The sequence below is a fragment of the uncultured Cyclobacterium sp. genome (genome assembly GCF_963976465.1).
Lineage (GTDB): Bacteria > Bacteroidota > Bacteroidia > Cytophagales > Cyclobacteriaceae > Cyclobacterium.
Map to the genome: position 1 here is coordinate 1 of NZ_CAXBOC010000045.1, position 17,347 is coordinate 17,347.

Below are 17,347 nucleotides of genomic sequence, written 5' to 3' on the forward strand. Positions count from 1 at the left end.
GAGATTTTAAATTCCTTAATAAAGATTCTCCCATATTAACGCCAAATTTGAATAAATTGGCCAAACAAGGGGCTGTTCTTACCAATTTCTATACGGGTTCTCCTACCTGTACTGCCTCCAGGGCCAGTTTACTTACCGGAAGGATTCCGCAGAGAAACAAGTTGGACTACCAACTAGGGGGACTGGCAGGAAATTATGGCATTGGTCTTCCACAAACTGAAATTATTATTCCAAAGGTATTGAAAAACAGCCCTTATGGTTACCAAACGGGTGCATTTGGGAAATGGAACATAGGCTTTGCCCCGGGTTCAAGACCAACAGAAAGAGGTTTTGATGAATTTTTGGGAATTGCTTCCGGAAATGTAGACCACTTTTCCCATGTATATGCCGGCAGACATGATCTTTATCACAATACAACTTCCATCAATAGGCATGGTGAGTACAGTACGGACTTGTTTGCCAATGCAGCGATAGATTTTATTACCGAGAAAACCACTGATAAAAAGCCGTGGATGGTTTATTTGCCTTTTGATGCACCACATCATCCGGGTAATAGAAACATTGAGCCGGGAGAAGAGAATATTTGGAAAGCACCGGATTACGCTTTCAAGCCTTATGGATTAAAACCAAATGAAAAGGACCCTAAAAAAAGGTTCAATGCCATCGTGACCGCCATAGATATGGCGGTAGGTAGAGTTATGGATTCCCTAGACGAATTGGGAATTGCAGACAATACCTTTGTCTTCTTCTATTCCGACAATGGCGCATTTTACCCTTATCTGGATATTCAGTCCAATGCGCCTTTGAATGGGGCCGGAGTCACCCTATGGGAAGGCGGAATCCGTGTTCCTGCCTTGGTGAGATGGCCGGGTAAAGTCAAGGACAATTCTACCATTAATACCAGACTTTGGTCATTGGACTTGATGCAGGCGGCAGCCAGTTTGGCACAGGCTGAGCTGCCACAAGACAGGTATTATGATGGGAGAAACCCATTGCCTGTATTGACAGGGGAGACCAGCCATTCACCACATGCCTCCATGTTTTTTAAATACAAAGGGCAGGAAGCATTGATATGGGGAGATTATAAGATCTTTAGAGAAAGTAATGAAGAGCCTTGGAAGCTTTTTAACCTTCAGGAAGATATCGGAGAAACCAATGACTTGGCTGAGAAAAGGCCTGATTTGGTGAAAAAATTAGAAGAACCATTTAAATTAACGGAAGCGGAGATTAAGCGTGATTTGGAACGAGAACGACTGACACCTTATACCTCCAATAATAATTAATAAAATTCATGAATACCCAGCTAAGACGAATAGCATTATTTGCGACCTACCTTTTGTGTTTATCGCTATCAGTGGAAACGATGGCTCAAAAGTCAAAGAAGCCGAATATTCTTTTTATAATTTCAGATGACCTTACTACTACAGCAGTTTCTTCCTACGAAAATGCTGCCGGATATACACCAAATATCGATCTGCTGGCGGAAGAAGGAACCAGATTTACCAGGGCTTATTGTCAGTATCCCGTATGTGGTCCTTCAAGGGCATCTATGATGTCAGGATATTATCCTCATGCTACAGGGACTTTCGGATATGTGAGTGGAAGAGAGAATATTGGTCCGGATAAAAAAATGTGGCCACAATTGTTCAAAGAGAATGGTTGGTTTACGGCCAGGGTAAGCAAGATTTATCATATGGGCGTTCCCATAGATATTGAGAAAGGGTCTAATGGCACAGACGATGAAGCTTCATGGAATGAAAGGTACAATAGTCAGGGCCCAGAGTGGACTGCAGATGGTGAAGCGGAATTGGTGCAAAATAATCCATATGGCCTATTGCCAAGAAAAGGAGGGAATGTGATGACTATTGTGAAAGCAGATGGTGATGACTTGGTGCATTCGGATGGTAAAACAGCCGAAAAAGCTTCCGAATTGATTCGTTCCCACAAAGACGAACCTTTCTTTTTAGCCGTAGGTCTGGCGAGGCCCCATGTGCCCTTTGTTGCCCCCAAACCTTACTTTGAAAGGTTCCCATACGAACAGGTAATCCTTCCTCCCAAAGTAGATGGTGATTGGGATGATATTCCTGCCCGAGGGATAAATTACGTCACCACAAAAAATGCTAAAATGACCGAGGAGCAACAAAAGAAAGCCATTGCTGCTTATTATGCTTCTGTAAGTTATATGGATGCTCAGGTAGGTAAAATTCTTAACACTTTAAAAGAAGAAGGCCTTGAAGACAATACCATAGTAGTCTTTACTTCTGACCATGGTTTTCATTTAGGAGAACATGATTTTTGGATGAAAGTAAGTTTAAAAGAGGAATCGGTAAGGGTGCCTTTGATCGTAAAAATCCCGGGCCAAAAAGCACAGGTTTCCAATAGTTTTGTGGAATTGATTGACCTGTATCCAACCATCGCTGAATTGGCTGGAGTAAAAGTGGAGGATAAGATTCAAGGTATAAGTTTTGTTCCAACCCTCGACGACCCTGGTTTTAAAACCAGAGACATGGCCTTTTCTGTCAATAGGTGGAGAGGAAAGCATGCCTTCTTATTAAGGAATGACAAATGGGCCTTTACCCTTTACAATGAAGATGGAAGTGATGGGATTGAATTATTTGACATGGAACACGATCCCAAACAGTATAATAACTTGGCAAGCTACCCGGCCTATCAAGAGATTGTTGCTCAGCTAAAGGAAGAGGTCAATAAGAAATTAGTCGCAATTAGAAATAATGATTTGCCGAATAAACCGGTTGAACAATAAATAATATACCCAATGAATAACCTGATAACTAGTGGCTTGAAGCTTTCATTTCTATTGATTTCCACTTTGTGGTTGTTGGCCTCGTGCAGTGAAAAGGCCGAAACTCAAGCAACCCACCCCAATGTAGTGCTACTTCTTGGCGATGACCATGGCTGGGATGAAACAGGATACAATGGGCATCCTTTTCTCCATACACCTGTATTGGATGAAATGGCTAAATCCGGTGTACGAATGGATCGATTTTATTCGGCATCTCCGGTTTGCTCTCCTACCAGGGGTAGTATCATTACCGGGAGGCATCCCAATAGATATGGCACTTTTACACCCGGTTATTCTATACGACCGGAAGAAATTAGTATAGCAGAGCTCATGAAAAATACAGGATATGTTACTTCTCATTTGGGGAAATGGCACCTGGGCCCTGTCAAAGAGGCTTCACCTACCAATCCAAAGCAGTTTGGGTTTGATGAATACCTTTCACACGACAATTTCTTTGAAATGAATCCACATTTATCAAGGAATGGGGCAGACCCTGTGGTTTTCAAAGGCGAGAGTTCTGAAATTTTGATTGCAGAGGCAATCGATTTTATTGAACGAGCAAAAGAAAAAAATCAGCCCTTTTTTATCGTGATCTGGTATGGTTCACCTCATGAGCCTTATAGCGCAAAACCGGAGGACCTGGCCTTGTATAATAGTTTGCCTGAAGATTTCGGAAATCGAATGGTAAGGTTGACCTCCAATGAGACAGGAAAGCCGGTGAAACGTTTACAACGAGAGGTATTGCGAGAGCGATTTGCTGAAATTACGGCCATGGATAGGTCTATAGGGCAATTAAGAACCTATCTTGATGGGGAGGGAATTCGAGAAAATACCCTGCTATGGTACTTTGGTGACAATGGAACGCCTCAGGAGGGTAATGCAACTGTTCCTTTCAGAGGTCAAAAAGGAAGGGTATATGAAGGAGGTGTACGGGTTCCTTCTGTTTTGGAATGGCCTGAAAAAATAAAGAATCCTTTTATTACCGAGGTTCATGGTGTTTCCAGTGATGTATTTCCTACCCTCTGTGATCTCACCGGTCAAACACTTCCTGACCGACCTATAGATGGAATCAGTCTATTGCCCATGCTAGAAGGCAAAATGGATACAAGACCTGAGCCTATCGCTTTCTGGAATGGAAGACCAAGAAATAATGGTGAAGGTTTGGCCGATTATATAGACCCGGAATTACAAAAAGGCACCTCCCCTTTGGTGAAATTGATGAATGGGATACCTACCAGAAACTTTAAAAATTATAAACAAACGGATATCCAAGAGGAGGATTTTTCAGGCCCCAGAACTTTATTGGGTAATCAATACAAATTGGTGATCCATGGAGGCACCGGAGAGGAAGCCGAAAAAGAATTGTTTGATATCAATGCAGATCCGGCAGAGGAAAATAATATATTATCTGATCACCCGGAAATAGCCGAAAACATGGAAAATACCTTACATGATTGGCAACGATCCGTCTTAGAGAGTTTGATTGGAAAGGATTATCAATAAATAAATGAATCAAGGAGTGGAGCAATCAATGGTGGTTGCTCCATTTTCTTTTTTATGCGAAATTATTCTCGTTTGCCCACCAACGGTTATTTGGTACTTCCCATAAAATGCATCGGCTGAATATTGGCCTTCAGTAGTAGTAGTAGTACCGGTTTTCTCCGTCCACCAAGTGTCAAAAACAAGTTTTTGATAAGCATGTGCTGCAGGCTTTGGTTGCCAGTCTCGGGTATATAGGGAGGAGGCCGGAATCCAATTGACTCCTTCCCAAAAACCCCACATTAGGATACCTTCCACTGCCGGATGGGCAAAGCAGATGCTATAATAATCCACCAATTCGATAGCGCTTTGCTTTTCCTCCTCCGGACTCATTGCCAATTGCGTGTCTTTATGGAATTTGGATCGTTGACCCGGCATATTGAATTCGGTGATTCGTATCGGTAGTCCAAATTGGGCCAGGGAGTCAAGGCTACGTTTCAGTTCCTTTCTGTCAAAGGTACTGCCATGCAAGTGACCTTGCACGCCAATTCCGGCAATCGGAACGTTTTGAGCCAAGAGTTCCCTAATTTGCGCCAAATAGTCCGCCAACCTATTTCCTGTTAAGATATCATAATCGTTGAGGTAAAGTTGAGCCTCAGGATCTCCTTCAAGAACCCATTTGGCCATTTTGGCTGTAATGTCCGGCCCCAACCGATCTTCATAATAATTGCCATGGATCATTTCATTGTTCAGATCGTATTCTACAAAGCGGCCTTTGTACTTTCGGGCAATGCTAATGGCTCGATTTTTTATGGTGGCCTCCAGTTCGGCATCACTCAACTCCATTATCCAAGGCTGAACAAATTTTTCTATGCCCCAAAATAAATTATGTCCCCGCAGGGGAATATCGTTTTCCTCTGTCCAATTCAAAATTCCTTCTACGGTTAAATGATTGACTTTGCCTTTTTCCCTTTCCATATTGGCCCACTTGAGCGCATTTTCTGTAACGGCACTGTTAAAGTTTTTAAGAAAATGGGATTTGTATTGGTTGAGATCCTCTTGGGACATTTTCCCTGATCCCAGTCCATTGGCAATGGCTGCCCCAAACCAAAATTCATGGGAAAGCTGCTTTACAATTACCTTATCCCCAGGATTAGCCTTGACAATCAGCTTGCCTTTTCTATGCTGAGCAATGGCTTGGTCTATAGGGGGATTTTGGCCTAAAGCTTGCACGCACGAACAAATCAGGATAACTAGGCTAAAAAGGATGAAAGAAATTTTATGTATGTTTATCATTCTGGATTTTATTGATGTAGAACGAAATTAACAATTAACCATTAATAATTTACAACTTTTCGGGTAAGATGGGGTGATCGGGTGATGTAGTGATGTAAAGCGATCCCCTATCACAGATCACTCTAAATCTTTTTCCCCCTCAGCTCCGTTCAGACCCTAATTAACAATTGATAATTAACCATTTCCACATTGATTATCCAATTTGAAAACAATTCACAACCGCATCACGGTCACCCTATCACTCGATCGCTTCAACTCCCTCAATCACTTGTTTTATAATGGCGGCCAATTCACTTTCATTTGGTGCTGTAAACATGTCCGAATGTATGCATTCTACATCGATTACTCGCATGGATTTGGAACAGCCTTTCCATCCTAAATATTCTGGATCAAAGAAATATTTTGTCCGAATTTTAGCCCTTATCATTACTATCTCTCCCGCATAAAATCCTGGCGAATAATTCTTGCAAGCAAGCACATGCATGGCTTTGATATTATTTATCCTTTCAATAATAGGACTATCTATTTTTTTTGTTTTTACCCTAAGCTTGACAAGTAAACCATTGATTTTTTTGCTAATTGACCTGGATTTTATATCTCTTAAAATATTGGGATGGCGGAATAATAATTTAATGTCGAAGAATTTTTTATTCAATTCACGATAAAGTTTAGCAGCAAGCTTATTTTTAGGTGTTTTTTTACTTTTGGCAAAAGTTGCAAAACTGTCAAGTAAAAAGAGGTGTTTTACAGATATATTGGTCTCCGCCAATTGCTTAGCCATTTCATAGGCGATAATTCCTCCCATGGAATACCCTCCCAAAATTATATTTCCTTGGGGGTGGTTTTGCATTATTTCGTCAATATAAGAAGCAGCAATTTCTTCAATGGATTCGAATTCAGGACTTTCTCCATCCATTCCTTTTGATTGAATGCCGTAGATGGGTTGCTCCGGGTCAAAGTATTTTGCAATGGTCTGAAATGGCATTACATTCAAGCCTGCTCCATGCACTAAGTATATTGGGTCTTTTTTCCCTTTTGGCTGTATAGGTACTAAGGACTTCCATTCCTTGTTTAAACCCACATTTGATTCCAAAAATAATCCTAATTGCTGTATTGTTGGGTATTTAAACAAAATTGATAGTGGTAGGAGTGTTCCTAACTCTTTTTCTATCTGGGTCATTACTTTTACAGCAATCAGTGAATGCCCACCTAGATCGAAAAAATTATCCGTGATATCGATTTTTTTTAAGCCTAAAGCCGTCTTCCATATTTCCGCTATTATCTTTTCTTTATCTGTATTAGGTAGTAAAACAACATCTAAAACCATTGGCTCAGGATCAGGAAGTTTTAGGCGATCAATTTTTCCACTGGCTGTATGCGGGAAATGATCAACTACAACGTAATCAAATGGCATCATATAGACCGGCAAATTTAAAGAAAGTTCTTTTTTCCATCTTTTTACCTGAGTGCTTGTTACTTCTGTGTTCTTGCTAGACTTGTCCTCCAAATCATCCTTAAGTAGGAGGTAGGCCACCAAACCCATGTCATTACGAGAAGTTTTTCTAAATAAAACCACACTTTCTTTGACTGAATTCAGTTCATTTATGGCCTGTTCAATTTCCTCAAGCTCAATCCTATGACCTCTCAATTTGATTTGATTGTCAATTCTACCAAGGATTTGGATTTCCCCATCGGGTAGGAATTTTGCTTTGTCACCAGTTTTATACATACAGATACCTAATTGCGATTGAAAAGGATCTTTGGAGAATTTTTGACTGGTTAACTCAGATTGGTTAAGGTATCCCTTTGCTACACCTTTACCGGAAATGTAGATTTCTCCTTCCTTTCCTTTTGGTACTGGCTTTTGATTTTCATCAAGCAGATAAATTTTAGTATTCAGTACTTCTCGCCCTATGGTAATGATTGGCTGATTGGCTTCTATTTTTTTAATGGTGGAGAAAACTGTGGTTTCCGTAGGGCCATAGATATTCCAGAGCCCATCGCATAACGGCAATAGTTGACTGGCCAAATCCTTGCTTAAAGCTTCACCACCGCTAATTATTTGAAGGTTTTCTACAGGAGATTTCCAGCCACTTTCCAAAAGCATTTTCCAATGGGTGGGAGTGGCGAACATAATGTCTGCTTTATTCTGGTCCAAATATTGTAAAATTACTCGAGGATCTTTCCTTTCGAATTGATCAAGGATTACAATTTGAGCCCCGTGCACAAAGGGTAATATTAACTCCAGAAGTGCAATGTCAAAAGAAGCAGAGCTGACGGCAAGAAATTTATTTTTGGCCGTGATTCCGGGTTTATGGCTAACGGTTTTAAGGAAATTATACAAATTGCCATGGGTTAGCATTACTCCTTTTGGCTTTCCTGTAGATCCGGAGGTATAAATAATATAAGCCATATCATTGGCTTCATTGTTCGGAGATGGGTTTTCTTTTGAGAAATTATCCTGCTTGGCTTTGAATTCCTCCCACAGAATCGCTATGGACTGTGACTTGAATTTTCCTTTGTATTTGGTATGTGTTATATGTACTTTTGCCGCATCCTTGAGCATATAACTGATTCGCTCATCAGGAAAATCAGTGTCTACCGGCAGGTAGGCAGCACCAACTTTCAATACCGCCATTATGGCTGTAATCATTTCTATGGATCGATCCATTACAATTCCCACTATATCATTCCTTCCGATACGCTGCTGAGATAATAAATCAGCCAATTGATTGGAGGTTTCATTCAGTTCATCATAGGTGCAATATTTATCTTTAGAAATTATTGCAACTTTATCCCTGTATTTTATAGTGGCTGATTCTATCAACTTCTGAACAGGTCTGAATTCATCTTTGAATTCGTCTTCAAATTGCTCAGTCTCTTCTTTTATTTCAACCTCCAAATTTCCGGAAAAGGATTCTAAGGGGGCTAAGGGATTCTGTAGAAGCGTTTCTAATAGATAAAGGTAATTTTCGATTATTTTATCTATTTCTGCGGAGTTAAATAATGATGTTTTGTATTCCATCAAACCTTTAAGACCTGAAGCTCCTTCAGATACAGTAAACAACAGATCAAATTTTGCTCTTTTCTGCTTATTTTGGAGCATTTTGACTTTAAGATCGTCGATTTCCCAGGCCTCATCATTAAAAGTGTTTTGAAGTAAAAACATTACTTGAAAAATAGGGTTATTGCCTAATTTTCTTTCGGGTTGGACAGCTGCTACAATTTTCTCAAAAGGGACCTCTTGATAGTCAAATGCTTCAAGGCAATTGGATTTAACTTCGCATAGAAAGTCAATTAAATTCTTTTCAGGGTTTAATTGGGATCGAATGGGTAGCGTATTTATGAAGTACCCCAGCAACTTATCTGTGTGTTGGTAATTTCGATCTGCAATTACAGTACCAACACAAATGTCAGTATTTCGAGACAATTGGTAGAGTAAGATTTTAAAAGTAGCCATTAAAACCATGTACATAGTTGTATCTGTTTTATGGGCGAGATCTTCTACGGATTTTTGGAGTTGAGTAGGTATTAAGAACGACTGAGTGTCGCCATTTGTAGCATCAAGATCAATAGCACCCTTATAATTAGTTATTTTAAGGGGAGTTAATCCTTTAAGCTTATTCTTCCAATAATCAATTTTATTATCAAATGCAGCACCTTGTAATTGCGCTCTTTGCCAAATCGCATAATCACCGTATTGTAAAGGCAAAGGGTCAAAATCTATAGTGCCAATATTTTTTTGTTGGGTATAAAATGAATGAATTTCTTCCATTATTAAGCCTATAGACCATCCGTCAAAGGCAATGTGATGGAACACTAATAGCAGGGTGTTTTGTGTTGGACCTTTCTGGATTAGGAGTGCACGAAACATGGCATCGTTTGACAAGTCAAATGGTAGCGAGATTTGTCCTTGGATAAATTCCTCAAAAGTTTTATAGTCCCATACTTCCTTTGAGGCATCTTTTAGCATCAAATTCCAGGGCTCAGAACCATTTACTTTTTGGTAAATTTTTTCACCATTGTAATGAAACTGAGTGCGTAATATTTCATGCTTCTTATAGATGGCTTGAAGGGCTTTTTCGAGAGAAGCAACATCCAATTTACCTTCAAGGTTTAACAATAAGGGAATATGATAATGCACCGATCCTTCTAATTTGTCAGTGATCCATATGCTTTCTTGACTATAAGAAAGCGGGTATTCTTTGACATGAGGCACGCTCTTAAATTCTAAATCTGAGCAAGATGCAGCATTACTATCCTCAATAAGTTTAGCAAGTTGATTTATGGTTGGATTAGCGAATATTGTTGAAAATTTTATTACATAATCAAATTCCTCTCTAATCGAGTTTATTAGTCTAATGGCCAGCAAGGAGTTACCTCCTATTTTAAAGAAATTATCATGGGTTGCTATTTGGTCTATGTTTAATAATTTCCTCCAAATAATTAGTAACTTTTGTGCGATGACATTATCGGCATTATGCCAATTGGATTGAATGACCTTTCGACTTTCAATTTGAGAAAGTTTTTTTCGGTCAATTTTACCATTAGGAGTGAATGGCATTTCATCTAAAAATTCCCATTGGACCGGTACCATATACGGGGGTAAATTATCCGATAGATGCGCGGTTAATTTATGTGTCTGTAGGTCTTCAGAATGGGAGGCTGTTTCTTTATTGGTAAGGATGTGTGCTACTAATTTTTGGTTTTCGGAGAAAACTCCGATAACAGAAACGATTGCTTTTTTAACAAAATCCAATGTTTCAAGAAGCGTTTCAATTTCTTCAAGTTCAATTCTATAACCTCTTAATTTTACTTGATTGTCCAACCTTCCTAAATACTCTAAGCTTCCATCGTTGAGTAATCTTGCTTTATCCCCCGTTTTGTACATCCGCATATCCCTACCGCCTTTGGAAAATGGGTCAGAAATAAAACTTGCAGCAGTCATTTCTGGATTGTTAAAATAGCCAATGGCTAGGCTAGCTCCTGAAATACACAATTCTCCCGGAATTCCTACTGGACAAAGATTACCCGAGGCATCTACAATATATACCTTGATATGGGGAATTGGTTTGCCGATGGTTATCGGGGCTTTAGGGGAAGTCAATTTACAAACGGAAGCCCAAACAGTTGCTTCTGTCGGCCCATATTCGTTGTATAAGTCCGCACCTTTATTTGACTCAAAGTGTAGGGCTAATAAAGAGGGCTCCACTCTCTCGCCTCCAAGAATCACTCTCTTAATTTGATTGGTAGGAATTAACCTTTCAGTAAGTAAAAATCTGTAAAATGAAGGAACACACAATATTGAATTCGTAAGACTGAGTAATTTTTTTAATTCTCCGGGGTCTTTAAGTTGTTCAGATTTTCCTAAAACGATTTTGCTCCCTTGAGACAAAGCTCCAAAAATAGTTGCAATGGAGGAGTCAAAAGAAAAAGAGGGCAATAGCAGGATTGAAATTTTATCAGGATAATAGTTAATTCTTGAAAAAGTCGATAAAAACAAACCTTTGTGACTAATTATCACTCCTTTAGGTTTGCCAGTGGTGCCAGACGTGTAAATGAGGTATACAGGCTCATCGGGGTTAATAATTATACCTGGATTTTCAAAACTTTCATTAATTAATCCATTCAGTTCGCTGTCGAGAGTTAGAATAGATAGGTTTGGATAATTTTCTTTGAAAATAGGTGCATTGTCCCTATCCGTTAAAACCCAAGAAGCCTTTATTTCATCGAGAATAAATTTAATTCTATCTCTTGGGAAAGTGGGGTCTAAAGGGATGTATGCAGCACCTGTTTTAATTATGCCTAATAAGCCTACGATCATCTCCGTTGAATTGTCCAGGCAAATTGGGACTAAAGAACATCGGCCTACACCTTTATTCAATAAAAAATTCGCAACTTTATTGGCTCGTTTATCCAATTCTAAATAGGACAACTCATAACCATTAAAACTGATAGCAATGTGTTGCGGAAATAATTTTACTTGCTCCTCTATTAGGTTTAAAATGGTTTTGTCAACAAGTTCCTCCGGCAGTTTAAAATCATTGTTTGCTGCCAATACGAAATTTCTTTCCTTTAAATTGAGTAGGTTTAAATTGTCAACTTTTTCTTTTGGGTTAAGGGTAATGGCCTCGAGCAATGCCATATAATGCCCTGACATTCGGGAAATAGTGGAAGAACGATAAAGGGCTGTTTGGTATTCAATCGATGCTATTAGCTGATCTTGATCTTCTTTTATCTCGAGTGTCAACTCAAAACTTGAAGTTTGATTAGGGACTTTTACTGGTTGGGTATCCACACCATCCAAATTCAGCGCTGGAGAAGCGTTGCTCTGCATCACAAAAAGTACTTGAAAAATAGGATTTCTACCAGTTATTCTAAAGTCATCTGACAGTTTTACTATTTCGGAAAATGGAACATGTCCGTGTTCAAAAGCTTCTAAGGCATTGGTTTTTACATTATTCAATAAATCATCAAAGCTGAAATTTCCATCCACATAGGTTCGGATAGGAAGGGAATTTACAAAGAAGCCAATTAAATCTTCTAGTCCTTCGTATTCTCTTCCTGCCACAGGAATACCGACACTAATATCCTCCTGAGCACTATGCCTTTTAAGTAATGCCTTGAAACCTGCTAGCAATACCATAAAGAGGGTAGCATTTCGTTCTATGGCCAGACTTTTTAATTTTGAAACTATGCCCTTATCAATAATAAATTCATGCCTTGCTCCCGCCGGTGAAAATAATGCTGTTCTTGGGTAGTCAGTTCGGAGTTGGATGGGTATTGTTCCATTAAGCCGCTGCTGCCAATATTTTAGCGAGTCATTGTATAATTTACTTCCTAAAAGATTTCTTTGGTAGATAGAAAAATCGGCATAAGTCAATACCGAGTTTGGATAAAGTTTTTGATTTCCGCTTCTAATTTTATTGTATAAACTAGCTATTTCATTTTTAAACAAAGATGTGGACCACCCATCCCAGGCGATGTGGTGAACTACAATACTAAGAAGGTATTTTTTTGGTTGAATGTGAAACAATGCCACCCGAATCATAAAATCTTCTGACATATTAAAAGGCCGTTCTGTCATGGACTTGAATGGCCAGTCTTTCACTATTTCAGCTTCAGTCTGATTAGAAATGATTTCCTGAATGCTCCAAGATTCAGCATCAAGCAATTTTTGTTCAAGCCCTTTTTCGGATGCTTTGAATACTGTTCTTAAAGGTAAATGCCGATTTATGAATTCATTAAAGGCTAATTTTAGAGATTTAATGTCTAAATCACCTGAAATACCGAAAACCATAGGTAAATGGTATTGTAAGCTTCCCTCTGAATTGTGAATTACCCAAAGTGCTTCCTGGTTAAAGGAAAGTGGGATAAAATTTACTTCTTTAGCAGGTTTTATTTCATGCAAGTTATCATTCGTTTCATCAACCACCCGGCTTAATTCAAATACGGTAGGAGAATTAAAAAAATCCTTTACCATTAGGCGTTTTCCCAGTGATTGCTTTATCCCGGCAATGGTCCGGATAGCAAGCAAGGAATTACCTCCTAGGTCAAAAAAGTTATCGTAAATACCTATATTCTCCCATCCCAAAAATTTTTCCCAAAGGCTAATAAGAAGTTTTTCTGTTTTTGTTTGCGGAGGATTTTTGTTTTTCAGGGTGCTTGTCCAATCTGGTTCAGGCAAGGCTTTTTTATTAATTTTACCATTAATTGTCAAAGGCATTTCTTCCATTTGAATCCAATACTGAGGGATCATATGTGCAGGAAGTTTTGATTTAAGTTTGTGCTTAATATCTTCCTCAAGACTACCTTTTTCAAGTACAAAATAAGCAGCTAAAGAAACCTTTTGCTTATTGGTTTTTGCCACAACGGCAATTTGTTTAATGCTTTCAAACTGGTAGATGGTCGCTTCAATCTCTCCGGGTTCTATACGGTATCCATTTATTTTTACTTGATCATCCACCCGGCCCAGATACAGAAGGTTTCCGTCTTCAGAAGATTTACCTAAATCCCCTGTTCGATACAAAAACCCACCATTCTTTCCTGATATAGAATCTGGAATAAAGCTTTTGGCAGTAATGAGTGGTAGATTGAGATAACCTCTGGCAATGCCTTCTCCACCGATATAGATTTCACCTGCTTCTCCATCATCCACCTTTTCAAGGTTGCTGTTCAAAAGTAGGACGAAGGTATTTGAGAAGGGCTTACCAATTGGAACTTGGCTATAGGTGCGATTTAGGTCTACCTTATAAATACATTTACCGATTGAAGTTTCTGTTGGACCGTAATGGTTGAAAACATCGCCTTTAAAATCACTTTTTCTGAGAATTGAAATGATGGAAACCGGGAAATTTTCACCTCCAAAGATCAGTTTCCTTTTAGGTACCGGGATTAAACCTCCTTCTGTGTGACTTAACCAAAGAGAAGGGACAATTTTTAAACAGTCTATTTTGTGATGCTGAAGGTAAGCTGTGAATTTATCGCTGTCTAAAATTACATGGTCAGGCAAATGGTGGGTAGTGGCTGCTTGAATTATAGCGATATGAATCAGTGAATGGCCTGCATCAAAAACAATGGGAGCTGTGATAGCGAAGGATTTACAATCTTTAAGCTTGGCTCTTTCTATCAAACCAAAACAATGATCCATCAAACCCCTGTGTGGCACCATTACTCCTTTTGGATTGCCTGTGGAGCCGGAAGTATAGATTACATAAGCAAGGTTATCAGGAGTGGGCTTAATCTCTGGGATAAATGATTCAACTGGCTCACTTGATAAAGAGGCGTATTCCAGTAGATCTATTGTGTTAGAGATGTTAAATTTTTTGTTCAATGAATTGTTTACCAGTAACAGGTTTGCACCAATGTCACCAAGGATAAACTGAATTCGTTCTAAAGGGTAGTTAGGATCGATAGGGACATACGCCGCACCTGTTTTTAGAATGCCAAATATCGTTACCATCATAGCTATGGATTTCTCCATGCAAAACGGGACAAGGTCTTCGGTGGAAATGCCTCTTTTAACCAAATAGGATGCTACTTGATTTGATTTTTCATTTAGTTCACGAAACGTAAGGGCATCTTCTTCAAAAACAAAGGCAATATTTTCAGGGTAATATCTTATGACCTCTTCTAACTGGTCTACAATAGTTTTGTCGCATGGATAAATTATTGATGAAACAAAAGAGGAGGTTGAATTTGATAAAATGGAAGAGATAGGTTGATTTATATTTTTGGTTATTTTGGGTTTATTATTGTATACTTTTCCCATTTCCTTGTGGATTGATCATAAAAAAACATGTTTTAAGTAATTGTAGGGTTCAAGTTTTACTCATTGAATGATAATATGATCATTCATACCTCTGTTAAAATACAATGAGGAAATTAATTTTTCCTTTGTTCTTCAACCAGATATGACAACAACATTAATATAAATATTTAAATTTTTCATTAAAAATAAAATTATTTAAATATGAATTTACTTTCTAATTAATTTGTGGAACACATTTTTTTTGGATTAATAATTGTTTAAAGTAAGCATATACGTAGAATTAACAATGTTCAGATCGCTTAAATTTTTTTTAGCTCACAGATGTGTCATACAAAATTTGAAAATTTGTTTCAGTTAAATATTAGGGCTGGCACGTTATATTTTTTATGTTGGAAATTGAGAATAAAAAAATAGGCTAAATATTAAAATTTATTCCTTATCTCTAACATTTTGAATAAATTGCCTGACTTGGTTTAAAGACTATTCGGTGAAGTTAGTTAATCCATTGTTTTTCAAACAGTAAAATGCCATTTGATTAATACTTATTTTAAAAATAACTTCAATAATAGGAGTCTGCGACATTAATGGCTCTAATAGGGCAACTTATTCAGATAAATAACCGGTTTATGAAAACTACTATTCTTTCAACATTTTTTCTTTTTTGCTTGATTGGTCTTGGATGGGCTCAATCTGATGCATCTCCCAATATTGTTTATATTCTTGCGGATGATATGGGAATTGGTGATGCCTCCTGTTACAATGCTGATGGTAAAATTAAAACCATACATCTTGATAAAATGGCAGAAAATGGAATAAAGTTTACAGATGCACATACTAGCTCTTCTGTCTGCACCCCTACACGATATGGAATTCTGACAGGAAGGTACAATTGGAGATCGACGCTTAAGAATGGTGTTTTAGGAGGATACTCTGCACCACTGATCAGCAACGATCGATTTACTGTTGGAAAGCTTTTGCAAAAGGCCGGATACCATACCGGATTTATTGGCAAATGGCATCTTGGATGGGACTGGGCATTTGAACAGGAGTATGAAAACATTGATAATTTGAATACCATTCTGGAGGTGGATTATTCCCAACCAATTAAAAATGGTCCCAACCAGGTAGGCTTTTCTTATGCTTATGGATTCAGCAGCTCGCTGGATATTCCTCCTTATGTATACATTGAAAATGATAAGGTTACCGCTTTACCGGAAAGGATGACTGTAAATGTGGATGACAAGGGATTTTGGAGAAAAGGTCCTACCGGGGCAGATTTTAAGCATGTACAGGTAATGTCCAACTTAACCGAAAAAGCAGTTGACTTTATCGACAAGAATGCAAATGAGGATAAACCTTTTTTCTTATATTTCCCACTTCCGGCACCCCATACGCCCATTTTACCCACTACGGAATTTATGGGTAAAAGCAATACCAATATGTATGGAGACTTTGTCTTGCAAGTAGATGATCTGGTAGGGAAAATTGTTGCTGAACTGGAGAGAAAAGGAATTGTTGACAATACCCTTCTGATTTTTACTTCGGACAATGGCTGTTCACCAAAAGCTAATTTTTCTGAATTGGCCAAAGTTGGCCATGATCCTAGCAATGGCTTTAGGGGACATAAGGCAGATATCTATGAAGGAGGCCACCGCGTACCTTTTATTGTTCAATGGCCGGATAAAATAAAAGGAGGAAGAACAGCTGATCAAGTGATCTGTACCACAGATTTTATGGCCACGGTCGCGGATATTCTCGATGAAAAAATGCCTGAAAATGCCGGGGAAGATAGTTTTAGTTTTCTAAAAGTGTTGAATGGATCCATGGATACCGAAGTAAGACCTTCCATTATTCATCATTCCATTGAAGGAAGATTCGCCATAAGAAAAGACAATTGGAAACTGGTGGCCTGGCCCGGATCAGGCGGTTGGACTGCCCCAAGGTCTGCAAAGGAACTCGCAGGATTACCGGCTATGCAGCTTTTTGACCTTTCCAAGGATCCGGGAGAACAAATCAATTTGATCAATGATTATCCACAGGTAGCCCTAAACTTGAAAAAGGAAATGATAAGCTTAATTAAAGAAGGAAGAAGCACTCCCGGGCCAACACTTGTCAATGATGGACCAAAAGTTTGGGAGCAAGTCAAATGGGCTTATGAAGCTCAATAAAGTAAATTGCCGCATTACCTTTTTGGTGACTTAACTTTTAAGCTAAACAGGTAATTTCCAGATCGATTAATTAAGGGTTTGATTTAGGTGAAATGATTGGTTCTGAAGCGTGTTTTGACAAACCTATGATTGGTACTTTAAATAGCATTTGTAAAACAAGCTTATTGTTTGCCCTGATTGGTCTGGTTTCATTTCCCTTGTATGGTCAAGGGATAAAAGGTTTTGTATCCGGAGAAGATGGTAAACCCTTGGCCTTTGCGACTGTCTTTGCCAGGAACCTGAATGATGGAATTCCGACGAACCAAAACGGCTATTTTGAATGGAATCTTC

Annotated in this window: 7 protein-coding genes; 5 read left to right on the forward strand and 2 right to left on the reverse strand. The window is 38.7% G+C overall.

What is annotated here, in order from left to right:
• From AAC037_RS04265 to AAC037_RS04275, 3 genes are all read left to right on the forward strand, one after another.
• Nucleotides 1-1,283, forward strand: a 1,283-nt coding sequence (locus AAC037_RS04265; RefSeq protein ID WP_339901815.1) for a sulfatase-like hydrolase/transferase, incomplete at its 5' end; no start/stop codon positions are given.
• An 8-nt stretch (nt 1,284-1,291) separates the two neighbouring features.
• Complete coding sequence (locus tag AAC037_RS04270) at nt 1,292-2,764, forward strand: sulfatase (RefSeq protein ID WP_339901816.1); 1,473 nt, start codon at nt 1,292-1,294, stop codon at nt 2,762-2,764.
• Between the two features lie 12 nt (nt 2,765-2,776).
• Nucleotides 2,777-4,306, forward strand: coding sequence for a sulfatase-like hydrolase/transferase (locus tag AAC037_RS04275; protein ID WP_339901817.1), 1,530 nt, complete (start codon nt 2,777-2,779; stop codon nt 4,304-4,306).
• A gap of 9 nt (nt 4,307-4,315) precedes the next feature.
• Here AAC037_RS04275 and AAC037_RS04280 read toward each other — a convergent pair whose 3' ends face one another.
• Complete coding sequence (locus AAC037_RS04280) at nt 4,316-5,578, reverse strand: endo-1,4-beta-xylanase (protein ID WP_339901818.1); 1,263 nt, start codon at nt 5,576-5,578, stop codon at nt 4,316-4,318.
• A gap of 238 nt (nt 5,579-5,816) precedes the next feature.
• Nucleotides 5,817-14,849: an amino acid adenylation domain-containing protein gene (locus AAC037_RS04285; protein ID WP_339901819.1), complete on the reverse strand. Its 9,033-nt coding sequence runs from the start codon at nt 14,847-14,849 to the stop codon at nt 5,817-5,819.
• A 626-nt stretch (nt 14,850-15,475) separates the two neighbouring features.
• Between AAC037_RS04285 and AAC037_RS04290 the strand changes: the two genes are divergently transcribed.
• Nucleotides 15,476-17,017 carry an arylsulfatase gene (locus AAC037_RS04290; RefSeq protein ID WP_339901820.1) on the forward strand — a complete coding sequence of 514 codons (1,542 nt, stop codon included), beginning with the start codon at nt 15,476-15,478 and terminating at the stop codon, nt 17,015-17,017.
• A 125-nt stretch (nt 17,018-17,142) separates the two neighbouring features.
• On the forward strand, nt 17,143-17,347 hold a 205-nt coding region (locus tag AAC037_RS04295), incomplete at its 3' end, for a carboxypeptidase-like regulatory domain-containing protein (protein ID WP_339901821.1).

Bases quoted from the DNA above. Each gene is read 5' to 3' on its own strand.
- AAC037_RS04270 (WP_339901816.1), top strand. From the start codon at position 1,292: ATGAATACCCAGCTAAGACGAATAGCATTATTTGCGACCTACCTTTTG.
- AAC037_RS04275 (WP_339901817.1), top strand. From the start codon at position 2,777: ATGAATAACCTGATAACTAGTGGCTTGAAGCTTTCATTTCTATTGATT.
- AAC037_RS04280 (WP_339901818.1), bottom strand. From the start codon at position 5,578: ATGATAAACATACATAAAATTTCTTTCATCCTTTTTAGCCTAGTTATC.
- AAC037_RS04285 (WP_339901819.1), bottom strand. From the start codon at position 14,849: ATGGGAAAAGTATACAATAATAAACCCAAAATAACCAAAAATATAAAT.
- AAC037_RS04290 (WP_339901820.1), top strand. From the start codon at position 15,476: ATGAAAACTACTATTCTTTCAACATTTTTTCTTTTTTGCTTGATTGGT.